The 23,461-nt window shown below is 67.3% G+C and carries 23 protein-coding genes; 16 read left to right on the top strand and 7 right to left on the bottom strand.

Annotation, left to right across the window (positions count from 1 at the left end; all coding sequences use genetic code 11):
* Window positions 1–9 precede the first annotated feature (9 nt).
* The 5 genes from B6N23_RS02765 to B6N23_RS02785 all read right to left on the bottom strand — a co-directional run bounded on the left by B6N23_RS02765 (window position 10) and on the right by B6N23_RS02785 (window position 6,694).
* Window positions 10–1,380, bottom strand: a complete 1,371-nt coding sequence (locus B6N23_RS02765; RefSeq protein WP_305501647.1) for an NAD-dependent succinate-semialdehyde dehydrogenase — start codon at window positions 1,378–1,380, stop codon at window positions 10–12.
* A gap of 37 nt (window positions 1,381–1,417) precedes the next feature.
* Entirely contained in the window at window positions 1,418–3,064 is a 1,647-nt protein-coding gene (locus B6N23_RS02770) for a thiamine pyrophosphate-dependent enzyme (protein ID WP_305501648.1), read from the bottom strand.
* Between the two features lie 65 nt (window positions 3,065–3,129).
* Window positions 3,130–4,185, bottom strand: a complete 1,056-nt coding sequence (locus B6N23_RS02775) for a histone deacetylase family protein (RefSeq protein ID WP_305501649.1) — start codon at window positions 4,183–4,185, stop codon at window positions 3,130–3,132.
* 31 nt (window positions 4,186–4,216) lie between these two features.
* Entirely contained in the window at window positions 4,217–5,491 is a 1,275-nt protein-coding gene (locus B6N23_RS02780; protein WP_305501650.1) for an ArgE/DapE family deacylase, read from the bottom strand.
* Window positions 5,492–5,755: 264 nt separating this feature from the next.
* Window positions 5,756–6,694: a LysR family transcriptional regulator gene (locus tag B6N23_RS02785; RefSeq protein WP_305501651.1), complete on the bottom strand. Its 939-nt coding sequence runs from the start codon at window positions 6,692–6,694 to the stop codon at window positions 5,756–5,758.
* A 131-nt stretch (window positions 6,695–6,825) separates the two neighbouring features.
* Here B6N23_RS02785 and B6N23_RS02790 point away from each other — a divergent pair, with 131 nt between their 5' ends.
* The 9 genes from B6N23_RS02790 to B6N23_RS02830 all read left to right on the top strand — a co-directional run bounded on the left by B6N23_RS02790 (window position 6,826) and on the right by B6N23_RS02830 (window position 17,196).
* Window positions 6,826–8,073, top strand: a complete 1,248-nt coding sequence (locus tag B6N23_RS02790; protein WP_305501652.1) for a M20 family metallo-hydrolase — start codon at window positions 6,826–6,828, stop codon at window positions 8,071–8,073.
* An 83-nt stretch (window positions 8,074–8,156) separates the two neighbouring features.
* Window positions 8,157–9,707: an ABC transporter substrate-binding protein gene (locus B6N23_RS02795; protein WP_169958139.1), complete on the top strand. Its 1,551-nt coding sequence runs from the start codon at window positions 8,157–8,159 to the stop codon at window positions 9,705–9,707.
* A gap of 85 nt (window positions 9,708–9,792) precedes the next feature.
* Entirely contained in the window at window positions 9,793–10,776 is a 984-nt protein-coding gene (locus tag B6N23_RS02800) for an ABC transporter permease (RefSeq protein WP_305501653.1), read from the top strand.
* Window positions 10,773–11,609: an ABC transporter permease gene (locus B6N23_RS02805; protein ID WP_305501654.1), complete on the top strand. Its 837-nt coding sequence runs from the start codon at window positions 10,773–10,775 to the stop codon at window positions 11,607–11,609. Before B6N23_RS02800 ends, B6N23_RS02805 begins: the two co-directional genes overlap by 4 nt.
* Before the next feature lie 14 nt (window positions 11,610–11,623).
* Window positions 11,624–13,249, top strand: a complete 1,626-nt coding sequence (locus B6N23_RS02810) for an ABC transporter ATP-binding protein (RefSeq protein WP_305501655.1) — start codon at window positions 11,624–11,626, stop codon at window positions 13,247–13,249.
* A 40-nt stretch (window positions 13,250–13,289) separates the two neighbouring features.
* Complete coding sequence (locus B6N23_RS02815) at window positions 13,290–14,684, top strand: FAD-binding oxidoreductase (protein ID WP_305501656.1); 1,395 nt, start codon at window positions 13,290–13,292, stop codon at window positions 14,682–14,684.
* Complete coding sequence (locus B6N23_RS02820) at window positions 14,681–15,613, top strand: DMT family transporter (protein WP_305501657.1); 933 nt, start codon at window positions 14,681–14,683, stop codon at window positions 15,611–15,613. Before B6N23_RS02815 ends, B6N23_RS02820 begins: the two co-directional genes overlap by 4 nt.
* Entirely contained in the window at window positions 15,610–16,056 is a 447-nt protein-coding gene (locus B6N23_RS02825) for a GNAT family N-acetyltransferase (protein ID WP_305501658.1), read from the top strand. Before B6N23_RS02820 ends, B6N23_RS02825 begins: the two co-directional genes overlap by 4 nt.
* Before the next feature lie 33 nt (window positions 16,057–16,089).
* Window positions 16,090–17,196 (top strand): pyridoxal phosphate-dependent aminotransferase, encoded by a 1,107-nt coding sequence (locus B6N23_RS02830; protein ID WP_305501659.1) that lies wholly within the window; start codon window positions 16,090–16,092, stop codon window positions 17,194–17,196.
* A gap of 90 nt (window positions 17,197–17,286) precedes the next feature.
* Here the strand turns inward: B6N23_RS02830 and B6N23_RS02835 are convergent, their stop codons facing one another.
* Complete coding sequence (locus tag B6N23_RS02835) at window positions 17,287–17,559, bottom strand: hypothetical protein (RefSeq protein ID WP_119022507.1); 273 nt, start codon at window positions 17,557–17,559, stop codon at window positions 17,287–17,289.
* 194 nt (window positions 17,560–17,753) lie between these two features.
* The gene (locus tag B6N23_RS02840) at window positions 17,754–17,936 is read right to left on the bottom strand and encodes a hypothetical protein (protein WP_119022508.1); all 183 of its coding nucleotides are present in this window, start codon (window positions 17,934–17,936) and stop codon (window positions 17,754–17,756) included.
* Between the two features lie 174 nt (window positions 17,937–18,110).
* On the opposite strand from B6N23_RS02840, the gene B6N23_RS02845 reads away from it, so the two are divergent.
* The 7 genes from B6N23_RS02845 (at window position 18,111) to B6N23_RS02870 (ending at window position 23,448) form a co-directional block, all read left to right on the top strand.
* The gene (locus B6N23_RS02845) at window positions 18,111–19,325 is read left to right on the top strand and encodes an MFS transporter (protein WP_305501660.1); all 1,215 of its coding nucleotides are present in this window, start codon (window positions 18,111–18,113) and stop codon (window positions 19,323–19,325) included.
* A complete protein-coding gene (locus B6N23_RS02850) occupies window positions 19,322–19,447 on the top strand; it encodes a hypothetical protein (RefSeq protein ID WP_258306303.1) in 126 nt (41 codons plus the stop codon). Before B6N23_RS02845 ends, B6N23_RS02850 begins: the two co-directional genes overlap by 4 nt.
* Window positions 19,448–19,641: 194 nt before the next feature.
* Complete coding sequence (locus tag B6N23_RS02855) at window positions 19,642–20,589, top strand: GntP family permease (protein ID WP_369424854.1); 948 nt, start codon at window positions 19,642–19,644, stop codon at window positions 20,587–20,589.
* Entirely contained in the window at window positions 20,543–21,091 is a 549-nt protein-coding gene (locus B6N23_RS17025; protein WP_369424856.1) for a hypothetical protein, read from the top strand. Before B6N23_RS02855 ends, B6N23_RS17025 begins: the two co-directional genes overlap by 47 nt.
* An 80-nt stretch (window positions 21,092–21,171) precedes the next feature.
* Window positions 21,172–21,876, top strand: a complete 705-nt coding sequence (locus tag B6N23_RS02860) for an ABC transporter permease (protein WP_305501661.1) — start codon at window positions 21,172–21,174, stop codon at window positions 21,874–21,876.
* Window positions 21,873–22,601, top strand: coding sequence for an ATP-binding cassette domain-containing protein (locus tag B6N23_RS02865; RefSeq protein ID WP_305501662.1), 729 nt, complete (start codon window positions 21,873–21,875; stop codon window positions 22,599–22,601). The genes B6N23_RS02860 and B6N23_RS02865 overlap by 4 nt, the downstream gene beginning before the upstream one ends.
* Before the next feature lie 25 nt (window positions 22,602–22,626).
* On the top strand, window positions 22,627–23,448 hold the full coding sequence (locus tag B6N23_RS02870; RefSeq protein WP_305501663.1) for an ABC transporter substrate-binding protein: 822 nt from the start codon (window positions 22,627–22,629) through the stop codon (window positions 23,446–23,448).
* The last annotated feature ends 13 nt before the right edge of the window (window positions 23,449–23,461 follow it).

The raw sequence follows: 23,461 nt of genomic DNA on the forward strand, positions 1-23,461 counted from the left end.
TGAGGAGAATCAGGCGCCGATCTTTACCACCTTGCGATTGACGAACTCGTCCATGCCGTCGCGCCCCAGCTCACGACCGAAGCCCGAACGCTTGATGCCGCCAAACGGCAGCTCGGCGGCCGACCCTGGCGCCTCGTTGATGGTCACCATGCCGGTCTCCAGGCTTTCCGCCACCCGGCGGGCACGCGCCAGGTCGGTGGACTGGATGACGGCGCCCAGGCCATAGGCGGTGTCATTGGCCAGCCTGATGGCCTCCTGCTCGTTGCCGACCCGATACACTACCGCCACGGGGCCGAACAGCTCCTCGCGGAAGATACGCATCTCAGGGGTCACCCGGCTCAGCAGCGTCGGCGCATACCAGGCGCCGGAACGATCGAGCCGCTGACCGCCCAACAGCACGGTGGCACCCTGTGCTACGGCGTCTTGCACCTGGGCATCCAGCGTCTGCAGCGCCCTTTCGGAGGACAGAGGGCCCATGAAGGTGTCAGCGGCCATGGGGTCGCCCACCCTGATGCTCTCGATGGCCGTCTTGAAGGCGGCCAGGAAATCGTCGTGCAGAGCGTCATCGACGATGATCCGCTTGGCCGCGTTGCAGGCCTGGCCGGCATTGCCGAAGCGGCCTACCAGCGCGTGTTGAACCGCCTGGTCCAGGTCCGCATCGTCCAGCACGATAAATGGATCGGAGCCGCCCAGTTCGAGCACCACCTTCTTCAGATGACGACCGGCGATCTCCGCAACCGCGGCCCCTGCCCTCTCGGAACCCGTCAGGGAGACGCCCAGTACCCGGGAGTCGGCGATGATGTCGGCGGCCTGCTCGTTGGTGGCGTAGAGGTTGAGGTAGGTCCCTTCAGGCGCGCCGGCATCACGGAAGATCTGCTCCATTGCCTCTGCCGACTCGGGACACTGGGGCGCATGCTTGAGCAGGATGGTGTTGCCGTTCATCAGGTTGGGCGCGGCCAGCCGCGCCACCTGATAGTAGGGAAAGTTCCACGGCATGATGCCCAGAAGGACTCCCAGGCCCTCCTTGCGTACCAACGCATTGCCGATCGCCGTCTCGATCGGCTCATCCTCCAGGTAGCGCGGACCGTTGTCTGCGTAATAGCGGTAGATCGACACCACAATGTCGATCTCGCCTCTCGCCTGGGCCAGGGGCTTGCCCATCTCGCGGCTGATGATGGCCGCCAGGGCCTCACGACGCTCCGCATAGAGGTCGGCAACGCGGTTCAGCAGCGCAACGCGTGTCGCCACCTCGCTCTTGCGCCAGTCGCCGAATGCCCGGTGGGCACACTCGATGGCGCCTCGAATCTGGGTGTCGCTGGCCGTCGGGTAGGTCTTCTCCACTTCACCGGTGGCCGGGTTGGTCACGGCATAATGCGTCATCGGATGCTCTCCTTGGAGTGGATGGTGAGCCGGCGCCTCAGGGCAGGTCGTGCCGAGGGTCGGTCACGATGTGAATCAGCGCGGGGCGGCGCAGCTCGATCACGGCATGCAGCGCCCTCTCGATGGCGCCAGCCGCCTCGTCGTTGGCAGCCACGGTTTCGCCGTGCCCGCCATAGGCTCGACAGAGGGCGGCAAAATCGGGGTTGGCCAGCCGGGTGCCACTTGCCCGCCCCGGAAACTGCGCCTCCTGATGGAGACAGATGGTCCCATAGCGCCCGTTGTCCACGACCAGTATCAGCATAGCGGCACCGTACTGAACGGCGGTGGCGATCTCCTGGCCGTTCATCATGAATTCGCCATCGCCAGCGACCACCACGCACAGGCGCTCTGGGCTGGCCAGCGAGGCGCTGACGGCCGCCGGGACGCTATAGCCCATGGAGCCGTTGCGCATGCTGAGCTGGCTGGGAAACGTTCGCGTCGGCAGGTACCTCTGCGCCCAGATGCAGTGGTTGCCAGCCCCGAAGGTGAACACCGCATCGTCGGGGAGGCGCTTCACGAGCTCACCAAGGACCGCCCCCATGTGCGCGGTGCCGGGACACGTGGCAGACAAGGCCTCCGGCACCGGCAGCGCAGTGAACGACTGCTGAGCCGCCCGACCACCGCTCCGCCAGGCGTCCCACTCCTTCTCGCGCCCCAGCCGCAGACCCGCCACCGCTTCGGCAAAGGCGACCGGACTTGCGATCAGGTGGCGAGTCACGGCACCGCTGCGGCCGCGCAGGCCGGTATCGATATTGACCAGGATGTTGAGGCGGTCGTGCCCCTGCCGAGCCGTGAACCCCTCGCTGGGCACGTCGGTGGGCAGCGCGCCCACGGCGATCAGCACGTCCGCCTCCTCGAACAGCGCAAGCGTGGCATCGGAGCGACCATAGCCAAGCCAGCCGCAGTTGACCGGGGAGTCGAATGGCACCCGATCGGCCGCGCGCCAGTCCTGCACCACCGGGATACCGTTCTGCTCGGCGAAACGCGTCAGGCTGGTCGCGGCCTCCGGCGTCCACCGCTGGCCGCCGACGAACAGCAGCGGACGCCGAGCCTCGTTGAGCGCGGCACACACCGCCTCCAGGTCCTCGGAGGAGAGCGCTCCCTCACCGACGGGCAGGAGCGGATGCAGCACGCCGGATACCGGCCGAGTGATCACGTCCTCGGGCAGGCCCACCACTACCGGTCCCGGCCGGCCGGAGCCCGCAGCGAAAAAGGCCTCCGCCACCACCTCGGAGGCGCGCTCGGCCTCGTCGAGCACCATGACCCGCTTGCACTGAGTACCGAACCACGCATGCGGATCGAACTCCTGGAAGGATTCGCGCATGCGATCCGCTATGGGCACCAGCCCCACGAACAGCACCATGGGCACCGCATCCTGCCAGGCGGCATGCAGCGCCACCAGGGCATTGGCGGCGCCGGGGCCGCGGGTCACCATGGCCACGCCAGGTCTGCCGGTAAACTTGCCGTGTGCCTCGGCCATGTAGGCCGCCCCACCCTCATGACGACACACCACCGTTTCGACAGGGGACTCGTACAAGCCATCGAGCACCGCCAGGAAGCTCTCGCCCGGCACCACGAAGACACGCTCGACGCCGTGCAGCACCAGAGTGTCGATGATCGCCTGGCCGGCATGCTGCTCATTCATGTGATCGCTCCAGAGAGTCTGGCACAGGGGAGCCCTGCGCCAGCGCCTTGTTTGGCTGTCGGGGGTCAGCTGCCGCCATTGGCGGCCCGAGAACCGGTATAGCCACGGATGAAAGCGGCCAGGTTGTTACCCAGGTGCTCGGTGGGATAGCCCCCTTCCTGCACGATCACCGTGGGCAGCTCGATGGCGGCGAGACGCTGCCCCAGGGCCTGGAAGTCCTCGGTCTCCAGGGCCAGACCGGCCAGCGGGTCCTCACGATGAGCATCCAGCCCCAGCGGCACTACCAGGGCCTCGGGCCGAAACGCCGTCATGGCCTCGATAAGCTCGTCCAACGCCGCCATGAAGGCGACCCCGTCGCTGCCCAGCGGCAAGGGACGGTTGACGTTGGTGCCCCTGCCCTTCCCCTCTCCAATCTCGTCGACCCCGCCCCAGAAGAAGGGGTAGAAGTCGGCCGGGTCCGCGTGAACGGATCCCGTCCAGACGTCGCCACGGTCATAGAAGATGTCCTGGGTGCCATTGCCGTGGTGCAGGTCCACATCGAGGATTGCCACGCGCGCATGGCGCTCGCGCAGCACCTCGGCGGCCAGGGCCGAGTTGTTGAGGAAGCAGAAGCCGCCGGCGCGATCGGGCCCCGCATGATGCCCCGGCGGTCGGCACAGCGCGTAGGCACTGTCATCGCCGGCCAGCACCGCGTCCGCCGCCGCCTCGGCGCTGGCGGCATTCGCCATGACCCCGCTGAACGTCTCGGCCGTCAGGGGGCAGGCCATGTCGTGCATGTGCCAGCCCGCCTGGCCCACCGGGTGGCGGGGATAGTGGTGGCCGCCGCCGCAGGGGTGCACATTGGGAGATACCACCTCGGTCGCCTCGGGAAGCGCCGACCAGCGCGAGTGGATGGTTTCCAGGAAGTCGAGGTAGCGCCTGGTATGGATCCGCGACAGCCGTTCACGCAGGCGGGGGGTATCCGGCGTTTCCGGCGACGTGACCTCGATGCCCAGGCTAGCCAGGCCTTCCAGCAACATCTGAGCCCGCAGGGGTCCCTCCGGCGATGCCACCTGCCGGCCTCTCAACAGGAAGCTCGGCGGCGCATGCCGCTCCTGATCCGGGTGATAGAAGAATTTCACAGCACCAGCTCCTCAAGTCGGAAATTTGGGTTTACCGAACCACAAGCTCCTGATGGCTCTCTCGCCCCCACCTGCACAAGAACAGGGCATAGGCTTTCAGCACATGCCGGATAGACTCGATATCGACCCGCTCATCGACGCCGTGAATGTTCTCGGCAACGGGTCCGTAGCAGGTCCCGGTGATGCCACCATGAACGTGAAATGCGCGCAGGTCTGTCGTGCACGTCAGCGCCTGGGAGGTGATCGCATTACCTGTCAGGTCGTGATGACATTTTCCCAGCAGACGTATGCCAGAATTCTCCATGTCGACCACCACACCCTCGGAGCGAAATCCGTGAAACTCCACCCTGAGATTGGAGATGCCTTTCCCCAGGCCGGCCTCCGCCTTTTCGACACACGCCTCCACCAGTTTCATGGCGTCATTGACGGCCATCTCGGAGGGGAAACCCAGCCGGCCCTCCAGACAGGCATGAGCGGGAACGCTGGAGGCCCAGTCACCCCCTTCGATGCGTCCTATGTTCAGGTTGAACGGCTTTTCCATGTCTTGATAGAGGGAGTGCCGAGGCAGCGCATTGATCTCCGCCTCGAGGGCCTTCAAGGCAGCAAAGAGTGACGTGATGGCCTCGATGGCGTTGCTTCCGGCACTGGTATCTAGCACATGCGTCGGCACGCCATCGAGGCGGATGCGAAACCACAGCACGCCCACCTGCCCGGACACCAGCTTGGCGCCGAAAGGCTCGGGAATCAGCACGAAATCGCCGGCATGGCCAGCCTTGACGCAGGAGAGAGCGCCGTGCCCTGAGCACTCCTCCTCGATGACGGTCTGCAGCGTCAGGGGGTGATCGATCGCGATGCCGGCCTGCCGAACTGCCTTGACAGCCATCGCCATGGCGGCGATACCGGCCTTCATGTCACCCGCCCCCCGGCCATAGAGCCAGCCGCCATCTCGCCAGGGCTCCCAGGGCGGGCGTGTCCATAGAGATTCCGGTTCAGCCGGCACCACATCGAGGTGGCCATTGTAGACGAGATGCGGGCCTTTCGACTCCGGATTGAGCATCCCCATCACATTGTATCGAGCCGGAATGGGTGATGGCTCAACCTGGTCGATTTGAAGGACAGAAGCCTCCATTGGCACTCGCTTTACCGTAAATCCTTCCTGGCGATACCACGCCTCCATCACCTCGAGTGCTTCCTGTTCATTGCCCAGCGTACTGTAGGCTCTGACCAGGGATTCCGTCAGGCAAAGCGTCTCCTCGAAGAGCTCATCGCAGGTCGACATGACCCGCTTCTCCGGCTCGGTAAGCATGAATTGGCTCCATTATCGTTGTGGAAGCTCGATCACCCTGTTGACTCAAGACCCGGGCGTTGAATCGACACCAGTTTCCCGATCGGCCTATTCATGCTTTGCACCTTTATCGCCTGTTTGCAAGCAAAAAAACGCCCCGCTGGTGCATAAGCGGGGCTAATACAAAGAATAAAAAATGAAAAATTGCCTTATAGGACCCGGACCGGTACCCCTAGAACAAACAACAAGACGGGACCCTCCCGGATGCACCCACCCCAGGCCACCTCATGGCAGTCGCTGCTCCAGGCTGACCGACGCCATGGCGCCATGCAGATAATCGAAGAACAGTCGCTCTGCCTGCGAAAAGCGCGAATCTTCGTGCCACACCAGGTGGAGGTCGATATTCGGCACCCCCTCGTAGGGCGGAAGTGGCCAGAGCAGACCCTTGTCGACATCCGCCTGGACCGTGTGCTCGGGCAAGCAGCCGATGCCCCAGCCGGTACGCACGAAGCGCTGGATCTCTTCCAGGCTGCTGGACGTGACCACCACCTCGCCGGTCATGGCCGCATGCGCCCGGTAGACCGCGATTTCCGCAAGCGCCCCGGACAGCTGGGCGCTGGTGAAGGAGACGAAAGGCTCTCGCGCCAGCGCCTGGAGCGAGAGGTTCTGTTGGCCGAACAGGCGATGGGAGTGGCCGCAGTAGAACCGGTAGCGCTGATGGACAAGCAGCTGGCCGTTGAGCCCCTCGACCGGATGCGGCAGCAGGCACACCCCGACGGTACCCATCTTCTGCAGCATCGCCTGCACGACGTCCTGACTCGACAGGACGCTCACCTCACAGGTGATCCGCGGGTGCTGCTCGTGGAAATCACGCAGGACGTTGTCGAGAAACGAGCACTGGATGCCGCTGACCAGCAGCAGGGTGACCTGACCGGCCACCTCCGGGGAGGTCTCCCGCACCGTGATGCCAAGCCTCGCCACGTTGGCATAGATCTCGAGTGCATCCCGGTAGACCAGCTCGCCCGCCTCGGTGACGCGAAATCGGTGGCTGCCCCGCTCGATGAGACTCTGCCCGAGGTGCGACTCCAGCCGCTTCAAGGCCAGGCTGACCGCCGGCTGGGACAGATTGAGGCGCTGAGCCGCGCGACTGATGCTCTTCTCCTGAACGATGCTCACGAAGGTTCGCAGCAGGTTCCAGTCGAGGGTGTCGTGCACGGACCTCATCGGGTGCATCTCCTGTGGCAGTCCACTGAAAGGCTTCGAGAATACGCCAGCCGCCCGGGGCTGCACATTCAACGCAATCTCATCTCTTCTCCCCCGTCATTCTCTTCTCACCCGTCATGGAGACAAGCGGCATGAGCGTCACCCCTGCCCCACACATCGACGGCCAGCGGCTCTGGTCTTCTCTCATGGACATGGCACGGATCGGCCCCTCGCCCAATGGCGGCAGTCGACGCCTGGCCCTCAGCGATGAGGACATCGCCGGCAGACGGCAGCTTCTCACCTGGACCGATGCGCTGAAGTGCGAATGGCGCACCGACCAGGCCGGCAACCTCTTCATCCGCCGCGCGGGCCGTGATGACTCCCTGCCCCCCATCGGCATCGGCAGCCACCTGGATACCCAGCCGCTGGGCGGGCGATTCGACGGCATCCTGGGGCTGCTGGCGGGGCTCGAGATCTTTCGCACCCTGGATGAGGCGGGCATCACCACGCAGCGCCCCCTGGAGCTCATCGTCTGGACCAACGAGGAAGGCAGCCGGTTCGCACCTGCCATGGGCGGCAGCGGCGTCTACAGTGGCCGTCTCTCTCTGGAGGCCTTCCGCAACGCCCGGGATCGCTCGGACATGTCCCTTGGCGAGGCGCTGGATCACTCGGGCTTCAAGGGGAGCCTGACCCGCGACGACCTGCCCCTGGGCGCCTACCTGGAGCTGCACATCGAACAGGGCCCTGTCCTGGAGCGCAAGGCGCTGCCCATCGGCGTGGTCAGCGGCGTCCAGGGCCTGCGCTGGTATGACATCGAGTTCACGGGCGACTCCGCCCATGCGGGCCCCACGCCCATGAGCTACCGACACGACCCGCTGCTGGCCGCCACCGCCTTCATCGAGGCCATGCGCGAGACGGTCCTGGCTGACGTCGAGGGCATGTCCCGCCTGACGGTCGGGGACTTCCAGGTTGCCGAACCCTCGCGCAACGTCATTCCCGGCAAGGTGCTCCTGAACGTCGATGTGCGCCATACGGACGAGGCCCGCCTGGCGGAGCTCGATGGCCTGCTGCGCGACCATGTAGCTGCCGCGGCCGAGCGCGAGGGGATCACGGCCCGCGTCGAGGAGCTCTGGCACATGCCGGTGACGCGCTTCGACACCACCCTGGTAGACGATCTGTCGGCAGCCGCGCGTGCCCACGGCCTGGACCCCTTCACCATGATGAGCGGTGCCGGCCATGACGCCGTCAACCTGAGCTATGTGACGCCGACCGCCATGCTGTTCATTCCCTGCCGTGAAGGCATCAGCCACAACGAGCGGGAGTATGCAGAACCCGAACACTGCGCCATCGCCACCCAGGTATTGTGCGATGCAGTGCTGCGGGCGGCGAGCCGGCCATGAGGCGGCGCTGATCGCTCGTTTTCATCCAGGCTCGCAAGAGTCGACCTGACCCACCAAAAAGCCATAACTCAACGGGGAAGACCATGAAGAAGCCTTTGACCATTGCCATCGCGGCCGCCACCCTGGCCTCCACCGCGGCGCTGGCAGAGCCACGCTCGGGCGGCGTCATCAACACGGTACTGCAACCGGAACCCCCGGGGATCATCGCCGGCATCCACCAGAATGCGCCGACCCAGACCGTCTCCGGCAACATCTACGAGAGCCTGCTGCGCTACAGCACCGACCTCGAGCCGATGCCTCAGCTCGCCCACAGCTGGGAAGTGAGCGATGACGGTCTCGTCTACACCTTCCACCTCAACGAGGGCGTGACCTGGCACGATGGCGAGCCCTTCACCTCGGCCGACGTCGTCTTCTCCACGGATGTCTACCTGCGTGAGATGAACCCGCGGACTCGCACCATCCTGGCTCACGTCGACAGCATCGAGGCGCCGGATGACCACACCGTGGTCTTCAGCCTCAAGAACCCCTTCGGGCCGTTCCTGCTCTCCTTCGAGGCGGGCACCATGCCGATGATGCCCAAGCATATCTACGAGGGCACCGATTTCCGCGACAACCCGGCCAACAGCCACCCGATCGGCACCGGTCCCTTCAAGTTCGAGCGCTGGGATCGCGGCAGCGTCATCCAGCTGGTGCGCAACGACGACTACTACGAGGAGGGCCTGCCCTACCTCGACGGCATCAACTGGCACATCATCCCCGATGCTTCCTCCCGGGCGGTGGCCTATGAGAACGGTCGCGTCGATGTGCTGCCGGCCAACTCCGTCGAGAACTTCGACATCCCGCGCCTGAGCGCCCTGGACAACACCTGCCGCACCGAGGCCGGGCACGAGTACTTCAGCCCCTTCGCCATGCTGTGGATGAACAATCGCGAGGGCCCCACTGCCGACAAGCGCTTCCGCCAGGCGGTGATGTACGCCATGGATCGCGAGTTCGCCCGTGACGTGCTGTGGAATGGCCTCGGCAACGTGCCGCTGTCCGCTTTCGGCTCCAACGCACGCTTCCAGGACGACAGCCTGCCCCCCTACGACCACAACCCCGAGCGCGCTCGGGAGCTGCTCGCCGAGATGGGCTATGACGGAGAGGAGGTCCGCCTGCTGCCGATCCCCTACGGCGAGACCTGGGTCCGCTGGGCCGAAGCCGTGCAGCAGAACCTGCGTGAGGTGGGCATCAACGTCCGCACCCAGTCCACCGACGTGGGCGGCTGGAACCAGCGCCTGGGCGACTGGGACTATGACCTCGCCTTCACCTACCTCTTCCAGTACGGCGACCCGGCGCTGGGCATCTCGCGCACCTATATCTCCAGCAATATCGCCAAGGGCTCTCCCTGGAACAATGTCCAGGGCTACGAGAATGAGCGCGTCGACGAGCTGTTCGACCTGGCCGCCACCGCCTACCCGGACTCGCAGCGCGAGATCTACTACCAGGAGGTCCAGGAGCTGCTCCACGAGGACGTCCCGGTGGGCTGGCTGCTGGAGCTCGGCTTCCCGACCATCTATCGCTGTGACGTGCAGGATCTGGTGACCACCGGCATCGGCCTCAACGACGGCTTCAAGAACGCCTGGCTTGATCGCTGAGTTCGGCTGACTTACACCGCTGAGCTCGGGTGGGGCGGCCGCGTGCCGCCCCACACCTGCACCATGTTGCCACGGGGGTAATGGCATGCTCTATGCCAGATTGATTGTCATGCGGCTGCTGAAAGCCGTCGTCGTCCTGTTTCTCATCGTCATCTTCAACTTCTTCCTGATTCATATGGCTCCTGGGGATCCCGCGGCCGTGCTGGCCGGGGCCGGGGAAGCGGGAGCCACCGATGAGCAGTTCCTTCGCCAGCTGCGCGAGCAGTTCGGTCTCGACCAGCCGATGTATGTCCAGCTCTGGCGCTACGTTTCCGGGATCGCCATGCTCGATTTCGGCTACTCCTACCGCCAGCAGATGCCGGTCTTCGACCTGATCATGGCGCGCATGCCCGCCACTTTGCTGCTGACCGGTACCGCCTTCGTGCTGTCGCTGGCCCTGGGCATCCTGGCCGGCTCCCTGGCCGCCGCTCGGGCCAAGAAGCCCTCCGGCTCGCTGATCATGGCACTCGCCCTGCTCTTCTATGCCACCCCGCTGTTCTGGGTCGCCCTGATGGCCGTGGTGCTGTTCTCGGTCTATCTCGACTGGCTGCCCGCCTATGGCATGTACACCGTTGGCGCCGGCTACACCGGCCTGGCCCTGGCACTGGATGTCGGCAAGCACCTGATCCTGCCCGCCACCACCCTCGCCCTGTTCTTCATGGCCATCTACACCCGCATGACCCGCACCTCGATGCTCGAGGCCAGCCAGCAGGACTACGTCAAGACGGCTCGTGCCAAGGGGCTGTCGCCACGGATCATTCAGCGGCGGCATATCCTGCGCAATGCCCTGCTGCCGATCATCACCCTGGCGGGCCTGCAGGCCGGCCAGATGGTGGGGGGCGCGATCCTTACCGAGACGGTGTTTGCCTGGCCCGGCATCGGACGCCTGATGTACGAGGCGCTGATGCAGCGTGACTACAACCTGCTGCTCGGGATCTTCTTCTTCTCGGCCGCCCTGGTGATCGTGTTCAACATCCTTACCGATCTCGTCTATCGCCTGGCCGATCCGCGCATCAAGGAGGCCTCATGAGCTTCTTCGCCCGCTTTGCCCAGAACCGTGGAGCCCTGATCGGGCTGATCATTCTGGTCACGATCATCCTGATGGCCATTTCCGCCCCCCTGTTCTATCCGGAATCTCCCTGGCGAATGGTCCAGCGGCCCTTCCTGCCGCCCCTGGAAGTCGACGGCTTTCCGCTCGGCACCGACACCATGGGCCGCAACGTGGCCGCCGGGCTCATGCATGGCGCCTGGGTGTCACTGCTGATCGGGCTGGTCTCGACCCTGGTGGCACTGATGATCGGCGTTCCGCTCGGCGCCGTGGCCGGCTACTACGGCGGCCTGATCGATGACGCCCTGATGCGCTTCACCGAGTTCTTCCAGACCTTTCCCAACTTTGCCCTGGCCATCGTGCTGGTGGCGATCATGCAGCCCAGCGTCACCTCCATCGTGGTGGCCATCGCCCTGGTCAGCTGGCCGCCCGTCGCCCGCCTGGTGCGCGCCGAGTTCATGTCGCTGCGCCATCGCGAGTACGTGGAGGCGGCACGCCTCGTCGGCCAGTCCAACCGCACCATCATCCTGCGCCAGATACTGCCCAACACCCTGTCGCCGATCATCGTGCTGGCCTCGCTGATGGTCGCCACGGCCATCCTGCTGGAATCGTCGCTCTCCTTCCTCGGCCTGGGCGACCCCAATGTGATGTCCTGGGGCTACATGATCGGGGCGGCACGCACGGTGATTCGCCAGGCCTGGTGGCTGAGCTTCTTCCCGGGCCTGGCGATCCTGCTGACCGTGCTGGCCCTGAACCTGGTGGGCGAGGGGCTGGATGACGCCCTGAACCCGAAACTGAGCCGCGAGCGCTCCTGAGCGAGGGGAATCCCATGAACGAGACATCCTCCAGTCCCCTGCTGAGCCTGCGCAATCTGACCATTGCCCTGCCCAAGGGCGCCGACCGCGCCTATGCCGTGGAGGACGTGAGCTACGACGTGAAGCGTGGCGAGATCCTCTGCGTGGTCGGTGAGTCAGGTTCCGGCAAGTCGATGGCCGCCAACGCCATCATGGGCCTGCTGCCCAAGGGCGTCCGCCCGGTGGGCGGCGAGGCACTCTTCGATGGCCAGGATCTCCTGACCCTCACCGAGAAGCAGCATCGTCAACTGCGTGGCCTGCGTATCGGCATGATCTTCCAGGAGCCGATGACCGCGCTGAACCCGCTGATGCGGGTCGGGGCCCAGATCAGCGAGGTCTTCGAGGCTCACGGAATGCTGAGCGGCCGCGAGCGGCAGGAGAAGGCACTGGCCCTGCTGATCGAGGTCGGCATCCCGCAACCCGAGAAAGCCATCCGCGCCTATCCCTTCCAGCTCTCCGGCGGACAGCGACAGCGCGTGATGATCGCCATGGCCCTGGCACTCGAGCCGGAGCTGCTGATCGCCGATGAGCCGACCACGGCCCTGGATGTGACGACCCAGGCCCAGATCCTGGAGCTGATCCTCGACCTCCAGCGCCGCCGCGGCATGGCGGTGATGTTCATCACCCACGACTTCGGAGTGGTGGCCGAGATCGCCAACCGGGTCTGCGTGATGCGCCACGGCAAGATCGTCGAGCTCGGCGATGCCAGGCCGGTGCTCGACAACCCCCAGCACCACTACACCCGGGCGCTGATCGAGGCGATCCCCAGCGACGTGATTCCCGAGGCCCGCGGGGCCGAGACCGACACGCCGCTGCTGGAGGTGGAGAACCTCAACAAGGTGTTCCGCTCCCGCGGCGGGCTCTTCAAGCCGGCCAGGGAGGTGCATGCCCTGCGTGAGGTCTCCTTCTCGCTGGTGAAGGGCGAGACCATCGGCATCGTCGGTGAATCGGGCTCCGGCAAGTCGACGCTGGGGCGCTGCGTGGTCCGTCTCGAACATCCGGACAGCGGCACCATGAAGCTCTCCGGCACCGACTTCATGAACCTCAAGGGGGAAGCCCTGCGCCGCGAGCGCCACCGGGTGCAGATGATCTTCCAGGACCCCTACGCCTCGCTGAACCCTCGCCACCGGGTGGGCTACGCCATCGCCCAGGGGCCGCTCGCCAATGGCGTGCCCAGGGCCAAGGCGATGGCACAGGCCGACGCTCTGCTCGAACTGGTCGGGCTGGGCGGTACCGCCGACCGCTTCCCCCACGAGTTCTCCGGCGGCCAGCGCCAGCGCATCGGCATCGCCCGGGCACTGGCCCTCGAGCCGGAGCTGATCGTGGCCGACGAGGCGGTCTCGGCGCTCGACGTGTCGATCCAGGCGCAGATCCTCGAGCTGCTCGAGGAGCTCAAGCAGAAGCTCTCGCTGTCCCTGCTGTTCATCACCCACGACCTGCGCGTGGCCGCCCAGATCTGCGACCGCATCATCGTGATGCAGCATGGGCGGATCGTCGAGCAGGGGCCGGCCCGCGACGTCTTCCTGGCACCGCAGGAGGCCTACACCCGCCAGCTGCTCGAGGCCATTCCCGGCCGGCCGGAAGCCCTCGAGACCGCATGAACTCGGCACGGCAAGCCGACTGATCCGCCAGGAGGGGAGAATGGAATCACTGCTGAAGGCGATCGAGGGGATCGTGGGGCCCGCGAATGTGCTGCGGGGCGATGACGTCGCCGCGCGGCGGGTGGACTGGATGAGCGGCGCGCCCTGTCGCGCCGCGGCCATCCTGCGCCCCGCCTCCACCGAGGAGCTGGCGGCCGTGATGATGAAGTGCCATGCCGCCGGCCAGCCCGTGGTGACCCATGGCGGACTGACCGGCCTGGTGCACGGCGCCGAGGCGGATGCCGATGAGCTGGTGATCTCGCTGGAGCGCATGACCGCCATCGAGGCGCTGGACCCGGTCGGCGGCACCCTGACCGCCCAGGCCGGGGCACCGCTGCAGGCCGTGCAAGAGGCCGCCATGGAAGCCGGCATGCAGTTCCCCCTCGACCTGGGGGCACGCGGCTCCTGCACCATCGGCGGCAACATCGCCACCAATGCAGGCGGCGTGCGGGTGATCCGCTACGGCATGATGCGCCAGCAGGTGCTGGGACTGGAGGCGGTATTGGCCGACGGCCGTGTGGTCAGCTCCATGAACCGGATGCTCAAGAACAACGCCGGCTTCGACCTCAAGCAGCTGTTCATCGGCAGCGAGGGAACGCTCGGCATCATCACCCGCGCGGTGCTCCGGCTGCAGCCGTTGCAGCCGGTGTCCCAGACCGCCCTGGTGGCCTGCGCAGACTTTACGGCGCTCACCGGGCTGCTCCAGCATGTAAGACGAACGCTCGGGGAGCAGCTCAGCGCCTTCGAGGTGATGTGGCGCAGCCACTATGCCCTGCTCACCGAGGAGAGCTGCCGCCATGCGCCGCCGCTGCCGTCCGACTTCCCCTTCTATGCGCTGATCGAGAGCCTGGGCAGCGACGCGACAGAGAGCGCCCAGCGCTTCGAAACGGCGATCGAGTCGGCCTTCGAGGCCGGGCTGCTGAGCGATGCCGCGGTGGCAAGCTCCGAGCAGCAGCGCGAGCGTCTGTGGGCCATCCGCGAGGATATCGAGGGCCTGCTTCACCACATCGCGCCGCGGTTCGCCTTCGATATCAGCCTGCCGATCGCCGACATGGAGGACTATGTGCAAGCCCTGGAGCGGGCCGTGAGCGCACGCTGGCCCGAGGGACGCATCGTGGTGTTCGGCCACCTGGGTGATGGCAACCTGCATGTCACCGTGGGCACCGGCCACGACGACGCCGAGACACGCCGCGCCGTTGAGGCGCTGGTCTACGAACCGCTGGCCGCGCTGGGCGGTTCCATCTCGGCCGAACACGGTATCGGAATCGAGAAGCGCGATTACCTGCACCTCTCACGGTCCCCTGAAGAGATTGCCCTGATGCGCACCCTGAAGCAGGCCCTGGACCCCAAGGGGCTGCTGAACCGGCACAAGGTGCTGCCGGACATCGCCGAATGAGCCTGACCATTGCCCGCGCGCAGCTGGCCCGGCTGCGCCATAGCGAGCGACTGACGGCGCTGCTGCTGATCGCCACCATTGGACTGTTCTGGGGCGGCAACTGGCCGGCGGTACGGTTCATACTGATGGACGTGCCGCCCTTCACCCTGCGAACGATCGGCTTCACGACGGGAGCCCTGCTGCTGCTGAGCTGGGCCCGGTGGCGACGGCTGCCGCTCCGGGTTCCGGCCGACGAGTGGCCCTGGCTCATCGCCACGGGGCTCTTCACCATCCTCGGCTTCAACCTGGCCACGGCCTTCGCGCAGCTCAGAATGCCCACCTCCCAGGCCGCGATCATCGCCTTCAGCATGCCCTGCTGGGCGCTGCTGATGGGATGGTGGCTGCTTGGCCAGCGCATCACGCGCCGTCAATGGCTGGGGCTGGCGTGCGGCCAGGCGGGCCTGCTGGTGCTGCTGGGCCCCACCGCACTGGCCGGCGGCACCCGGGGGCTGACGGGGCCCCTGATCATGCTGGGTGCGGCGCTTTCGTGGGCGCTCGGCACGGTGCTGATCAAGAAGCGCGGCGTCTGGCAGAGCCACGCGGTGGTGATCACCGGCTGGCAGTTCGTAATCTGCGCACTGCCCATGATCGTGATGATGGTGCTAACGGAGTCACCGCCGCCTCCGGCGTCCTGGCAGGCCAGCACCTGGCTGGCCCTGGGCTATCATCTGCTGTTCTCGATCACCCTGGCCCAGATGCTGTGGTTCATGAACGTGAATCGGCTGAGCGTGGCACAGGCCACCATCTCGACCCTGATCATTCCGACCGTAGGCGTCTCCAGTGCCATCCTGCTGCTCGGCGAGCCGCTGAGCGCCAAGGTCTTTCTTGCCCTGCTGCTGACGCTGGCCGCCGTGGCAATCGTGATGCTGCAAAAGAGGAAAAGCCCATGACCCTGACCATCGCCGTACCGCAGGACGCCGATCGCGCCGACTGGGAGCGCCTGTATCGCGGCTATGCCGAGTACTACGGCATGCACATGGACGCCACGATCCTTGATACCGTATGGGGATGGATCCAGTCGCCGGACTCGCCGCTGCAGGGCCTGCTGGCCCGCACCGCCGACGGCGAGGCCATCGGCCTGATGCACTTCCGCGCCATGCCATCGCCGCTGCGCGGTGCCACCATCGGCTTCCTGGACGACCTCTTCCTGGCCCCCGCCCATCGCGGCAGCGGCGCCGTGGACGAGATGCTGGACGAGCTGCGCGAGGAGGCTCGCCGCCAGGGCTGGCCCTTCGTGCGCTGGATCACCCGCGAGCACAACTACCGTGCCCGCGGCGTCTATGACCGTCACGCCACCCGTACCGATTGGCTGACCTATCAGCTCGAACCCTGACACCCATACACGACGACTGACTGGGAGTTCTGCATGCCCCGCTTTCCCGACCACTTGACCGGTGACGGCCCCCACAACCCCTTCCCCGGGGTGCGCGTGCTGGAACGCCGCCTGGGCCGCGAGATCCCCCACCAGCTCGGCTCCAACGAGGGGCTCGACATGCCCCACCGCGCCCTGCGCGAGCACTTCGGCGATGCCATGGCGGCCCACGTCTACAGCTACGGCGACGCCGAGGCGCTGGGCATCCGGCGGCGCCTGGCCGAGCAGAAGGGCATTCCCCTGGAGGCGATGCTGGTGGACGCCGGCGCCGACAGCCTGATCGCGCTGTCGCTGCGCGCCGCCACCGCCGCGGGCGACGTGGTGGTGAGCACCACCGGCACCTACCCCACCTTCGCCTACTTCGCCCGGGGCCACGGCTGCCGGCTGGTGGAGGTGCCCTACGACGAGGGGCCCGGCCGCCTGGCACCGGATCTCGACGCCCTGGCCGCGGCCGTCCGCGAGCAGGGGGCTCGGCTGGTCTACCTGGCCAATCCCGACAACCCCGGCGGCCACCTGCATCGTGATGCCGACGTGCTGGCGCTGCGTGACGCGCTACCCGACGACTGCTGGCTGCTGCTGGACGAGGCCTATCACGACTTTCGCGAGGATGCCGACGGCGAGTTCGGGCGGCGGGTGCTACCCGGGGTGATCCGGCTGCGCACCCTTTCCAAGGCCCATGGCCTGGCCGGGCTCAGGGTCGGCTACGCCATCGCCGAGCCCGAGACGCTGGCGGTGATGATGAAGGTGCGCATCCACTACGCGGTGTCGACCCTGAGCCAGGCTGCCGCCGAGGTGGTGCTGGACGCCCCCGACGAGGTGGAAGCCCACGTGGCGGCGGTACGGCGGCGGCGCGAGCGGCTGGCGGCCCACCTGCGCGAACTGGGGGCCGACGTGCTGCCCAGCGCCACCAACTTCGTCGGTATTCGCCTGGCCAGCGCCGAGCTGGCCGGTCAGCTGCACGCCGCCCTGCTCGACGAGGGCAAGCTGATCGCCCGCCCTGCCGACCCCGCGCTGGGCCATGTGCTGCGCATCACCGCCGTGGAGGACGCCCTGGTGCCGGGGCGGCTGGCCACCCTGGAGGCGGCACTCACCGCGCGCTGACGCGCTGAAAGGGCGAGACCTCGCACCGAAACGCCGGCACCGCCCGAGGGCGGTGCCGGATCAAGCCCCGAAGCGAAGTCACCGGGGCACTCAGCAGCGCCCCTGCATCCTCAGCCCGGGCGGACAGAAGCCCCTGCCGCGGCGGTCATGGCGACGGTCATCATAGTAGTAGTACCGCTCCACCCGCCGATGGCGATCGCGATAGTAACGACGATCATCCCCGCGATAGTGGCGATGGCCGCTGTAGCCGTCCACCTCGATCAGCGGGCGGGTCTCGACTCGGGCAGGGGTATAGCTGCAGCCCGCCAGGGTCAGGGTAGATGCCACCATGGCCAGCATCAGCAAGCGCACGGGAGTCCTCATGGAGTTACCTCGCAAGGCAGTCGAGAAAAGGGGCTCCCTTCGTTCCCGGTTCGGTGTCGCTGCCCGTCATCGTGGATGACGGTGGCCTCTGGCGGGCCGGCGAAACGCAAACAGTGTTCTATAACCTTGTACCCGCCGCCGGCCAATCGCCAGACCGGAGCGGGGAAAAAACGTGCAACCTCACTGCCGCGTCGTCAGCAACGCCCCTTCTTGGCCTGCCCCGGCGGGCAGAAGTAGCCGCCGCGCGAGTGGCCGCCTCGGTCGTCATCGATGACGATCAGCGGTTCGGACTTGATGCGGGCAGGGGTATAGCTGCAGCCGGCCATGACCAGGCTGGCCGCCACCAGCATGAGGGGCAAATACAGGTGCCGTGACATACGACCTCCTTGTTCTCTATCAGGGGAACTTCATCGCCACCCATTCTATCCAAGCGCCCGGCAGGCGCCCATGTGGCGCGTCGACGACAGCGGCGTCGCCAGTCAGCGACAGTAGCCAAGCGGCGACGCCCGTCGCATAGTAGGCCTATCATTAGTCTGCAAACGGGACCTCCCATGGAGAGCGTGCGCCGTCATTCCCTGCTGCTTATCGTACTGGGCAGCCTGGTCGTCACCCTGGCCATGGGCCTGCGCCATGGCTTCGGCCTGTTCCTCGAGCCCATGAGCACCGAGCTGGGCTGGGGCCGCGGCGTCTTCGCCTTCGCCTTTGCCCTCGCCCTGCAGAACCTGCTGTGGGGGCTCTCCCAGCCCTTCGCCGGGGCCCTGGCCGATCGCTTCGGCGCTGCCCGCGTGGTGGTCATCGGCGGCGCCCTCTATGCCCTGGGCCTGCTGTTCATGGGCCTCTCGGAATCGGCGCTGGGCATGACCCTCTCCGCCGGCATCCTGATCGGCCTGGGGCTCTCCGGCACCACCTTCTCGGTGATCCTCGGCGCCGTGGGCCGCGCGGTAGCCCCGGAGAAGCGCAGCATGGCCATGGGCATCGTCAGCGCCGCCGGCTCCTTCGGCCAGTTCGCAATGCTGCCCGGCACCCTCGGCCTGATGGGATGGCTCGGCTGGTCGGCGGCGCTGCTGGCTATGGGCGCCATCGCCGCGCTGATGCTGCCGCTGGGCGCCATGCTGCGCGACCGCCCCTCGGCCAAGGCCGCCAGCGACATCAGCCTGGGCGCGGCGCTCAACGAGGCCGCCAACCATCGCGGCTTCTGGCTGCTCTGCCTCGGCTTCTTCGTGTGCGGCTTCCAGGTGGTGTTCATCGGCGTACACCTGCCCGGCTACCTTTTCGACAACGGCATCGCCGTGCAGGTGGGCAGCACCGTGCTGGCCCTGGTCGGCCTGTTCAACATATTCGGCACCTACGCCGCCGGCTGGCTCGGGGGGCGCTACTCCAAGCCGCGCCTGCTCACCTGGCTCTACCTGATCCGCGGCGTGGTCATCACCCTCTTCCTGGTCGCGCCGCTCAGCCCCGGCAGCGCCTACCTCTTCGGCATCGCCATGGGCCTGCTGTGGCTCTCCACGGTGCCGCTGACCAACGGCATCGTCGCCTCGGTATTCGGCGTCCAGCACCTCTCCATGCTGGGCGGCATCGTCTTCCTCTTCCACCAGCTCGGCTCCTTCATGGGGGTCTGGCTGGGGGGCTTCCTCTACGACCTGCAGGGCGACTACGCTGTGGTATGGAACATCGCCATCCTGCTCTCGGTGGTGGCCGCCGCCCTGCACTGGTTCATCAGCGAGCGGCCGGTCAGCCGCCCCGCTCCCACGGAGGCCGAGGCATGAGTCGCTCACTCCTGCTGCCGATCGCCGCCGCCCTGCTGACCGCCATGGCCCTCGCCCTGGTCTGGTGGGGCTGGCACCACCTCGATGCTGCCCAGCTGCTGCTGGGCAGCCGGCTCTGCTGAGGGACGTCTCTGAACGGCAGGGCTGTTCGGCGGCGCTGACCGCCCACGTTGACGACTAACGTTGCCCCCAGGCGGGAGACAACCTCGGTCCTCACGCCTATACTGCACTGCAGCATTGACGGATGAGCAGGAGCAGGCATGGCACGCTATTCCCCCTTACGAACCGAAACGGCACCCGACCGGGGAGACGCCCGATGACCGGCATCATGGCAATCATCGTGGCGCTGGTGCTGCTGATGGTCCTGGCCTACCGCGGGCTCAGCCTGCTGATCCTCGCCCCGCTGCTGGCGGCCCTGGTGGCGCTGGTCTCGGTCGATACGCCCCTGCTGGCCAGCTACACCCAGGTCTTCATGGGGGCCGCCAGCGATTTCATCCTGCGCTTCTTCCCGCTGTTCCTGCTGGGGGCGATCTTCGGCAAGCTGATGGAGGATTCGGGCAGCGCCGAGGTGCTGGCCAGCGCCATCGTGAAGCGCCTGGGCGACGCCCGCGCCATCCTGGCGGTGGTGCTCGCCTGTGCGGTGATGACCTACGGCGGCGTCTCGCTGTTCGTGGTGGCCTTCGCGGTCTACCCGATCGCCGCGGCGCTGTTTCGCCAGGCCAACCTGCCCAAGCGGCTGATCCCCGGCACCATCGCACTCGGCGCCTTCACCTTCACCATGACCGCGCTTCCGGGCACGCCGGCGATCCAGAACGCCATTCCCATGCCCTACTTCGGCACTTCGCCGTTTGCCGCGCCGGGCCTCGGCATCCTCACCGGCCTGGTCATGCTGGTGCTGGGACAGGCCTGGCTGAACCGTCGGGCGCGCCAGGCGCGGCTGGCCGGCGAAGGCTACGGCGAGCACCAGGACAATGCGCCTACCGCCGGCCACCTGCGGGAGCGCGCGGCGGGCGAAGGCTTCGACCTGGCCGAGATGACCCCGCCGCCGGCGGTGCGCGACCTGCCCCCCCCTGCCGCTGGCGCTGCTGCCCATCGTGCTGGTGATCGCCCTGAACCTGCTGTTCACGGCGGTGGTGATCCCGGCCATGGAGACGGGGTATCTCGCCGAGCCGGCCTATGGTGCGACCAGCATCGAGTCGGTGCGCGGGGTCTGGTCGGTGATCGCCGCCCTGGTGGTCGCCATCGCGGTGATCATCGTCGCTAACCTCAGGCGCCTCGAGTCGCTCACCACCACCCTGGACAGCGGCGCCAACGCCTCGCTGCTGCCGATCTTCAACACCGCCAGCCTGGTCGGCTTCGGTTCGGTGATCGCCTCGCTCGCCGCCTTCGAGGCGATCAGCCTCTGGGTGACCTCGGTGGGCGGCGACAACCCGCTGATCTCTCTCGCCATCGCGGTCAACCTGCTGGCGGGCATGACCGGCTCGGCCTCCGGCGGCATGAGCATCGCCCTGGCCACGCTGGGCGACACCTACCTGGCCATGGGCCAGGCCGCCGGCATCGCCCCCGAGCTGCTGCACCGGGTCACGGCCGTCGCCACCGGCGGGCTGGATGCCCTGCCCCACAACGGCGCGGTGATCACGCTGCTCTCCATCTGCGGCCTGACCCATCGCCAGGCCTATCTGGATATCGCGGTGGTGGCCGTGGTGGTCCCGATCCTCTCGCTGGTGCTGCTGATCGCCCTGGGTACGCTGGTCGGCTCGTTCTGAGGCGGGGTAGGTCCGGGACCATCAACGCTCGCGACGGCGAGGGCACTGTTATGATGCAGGTGACGTAACAGGAGAACACGATGCCTGCCGACGCCAACGCCTTCCAGACCGCCCTCGCCCTGATCCTGGGCATGGATCCGGTGCTGCTCGGCATCGTGGCGCTCTCGCTGCAGGTCTCGCTGAGCGCGGTGCTGATCGCCGCCCTGCTCGCCCTACCGCTGGGCGCGGCGCTGGCGCTGTGGCGCTTCCCCGGGCGCGGCGCTGTGATCGTGGCGCTGAATGCGCTGATGGGCCTGCCGCCGGTGGTGGCGGGGCTCACCGTCTACCTGCTGCTCTCCCGGGCGGGCCCCCTGGGCCAGTTCGGCCTGCTCTTCACCCCCACCGCCATGGTCATCGCCCAGGTGATCCTGATCCTGCCGATCATCGCCGCCCTGACCCGCCAGCAGATCGAAGAGCTCCACAGCGAGTACCGCGAGCAGCTGCGCTCCCTCGGCGTCTCGCGGCCGCGCATGATTCCCACCCTGCTGTGGGACGCGCGGTTCTCGCTGCTCACCGTGGTGCTGGCCGGCTTCGGCCGCGCCAGCGCCGAGGTAGGGGCGGTGATGATCGTCGGCGGCAACATCGACGGCGTCACCCGGGTGATGACCACCGCCATCGTGCTCGAGACCAGCAAGGGCAACCTGCCGCTGGCCCTCGGGCTCGGCCTGGTGCTGCTGGGGCTGGTGCTGCTGGTCAACGCCGCCGCTCACCTGGTCGGCGAGACGGCGCGGAGACGGCTGGGATGAACGACATGCTCCGTCCCGCCACCACCGCCGGGATCACCCCGCAGGCCTTCGAGGGGGTGAGCGTCAGCCACCGCGGCCAGTCGCTGCTGCAGCCGCTCGACCTGCGCCTCAGCGGCTGTCGCCGCACCCTGGTGATGGGCCCCAACGGCGCCGGCAAGAGCCTGCTGCTGCGCCTGGCCCATGGCCTGCTGGCGCCCAGTGCGGGCCGAGTGCGCTGGGAGGGCATCACGCCCCGCCAGGCCATGGTCTTCCAGCGCCCGGTGCTGCTGCGACGCAGCGCTCTGGAGAACCTCACCTATGCGCTGGCGGTGACCGGCACGCCCCGCGGCGAGCGCCGCGAGCGGGCCCGGGAGGCCCTCACCCGCTTCGGCCTGGCCGCCCTGGAGAAGCGCCCGGCCCGGGTGCTCTCCGGCGGCGAACAGCAGCGCCTGGCGCTGGCCCGCGCCTGGCTCACCCGCCCCGAGGTGCTGTTCCTGGACGAGCCCACCTCGGCGCTGGACCCGGCGGCGATCCGCGCCGTGGAGGAGGCCGTGCGCGACTTCCATGCCCGCGGCACGCGCATCGTCATGACCACCCATGACCTGAACCAGGCGAAGCGCCTGGCCGACGAGGTGGTGCTGCTCTACGGTGGTCGGCTGATCGAGCACACCCCGGCCGAGCGCTTCTTCGCGGCACCGCGGACGCCCGAGGGGCAGGCCTTCCTGCGCGGCGAACTGGTCTGGTAGCCCCTTTTCTCTCGAGGAGAGCAGCATGACGCCACGCGCGATCGCCCTGACCGCCCTGCTACTGGCCGGCAGCGCCGGCCTGGCACCGGTCCACGCCGCTGACGACCATATCGTCCTGGCCTCGACCACCTCCACCGAGCAGTCCGGGCTCTTCGGTCACCTGCTGCCGGCCTTCGCCGAGGCCACCGGCATCCGGGTGCGGGTGGTGGCCGTGGGCACCGGCCAGGCCTTCGAGATCGCCCGCCGTGGCGATGCCGACGGTCTGCTGGTCCACGACGGCGAGGGGGAACGGCGCTTCGTCGAGGCGGGCTACGCCACCGAGCGCGCCGACGTGATGTATAACGACTTCGTGATCATCGGCCCCGCCGAGGACCCCACCGGCATCGCCGAGGCCGAGAGCGTGGCTGAGGCCCTGCGCCGGATCGCCGAGGCCGAGGCGCCCTTCGCCTCCCGCGGTGACGACAGCGGCACCCACCGCGCCGAGCAGCGCCTCTGGGAAGCGGCGGGCGTCAAGCCCGGGGGGGGGTGGTGGTACCGCGAACTCGGCAGCGGCATGGGCCCGACGTTGAACACCGCCGCCGCCATGGACGCCTACGTGATGAGCGACCGCGCCACCTGGGCGGCCTTTCGCAACCGCCAGTCGCTCGCGCTGCTCTTCGAGGGCGACGAGGCGCTCTTCAACCAGTACGGCAGCATCCTGATCGACCCGGAGCGCCACCCCCACCTGAAGCACGACCTGGCCGAGCGGTGGCACCAGTGGCTGCTCTCCGAGCAGGGCCAGCAGGCCATCGCGGAGTTCACCGTCAACGGCGAGCCGCTGTTCTTTCCCAATGCTCGCCCCGACTGACCTGAAGCGGAGG

The sequence above is a fragment of the Halomonas alkalicola genome, from assembly GCF_030704205.1.
Classification (GTDB): Bacteria; Pseudomonadota; Gammaproteobacteria; order Pseudomonadales; family Halomonadaceae; genus Halomonas; species Halomonas alkalicola.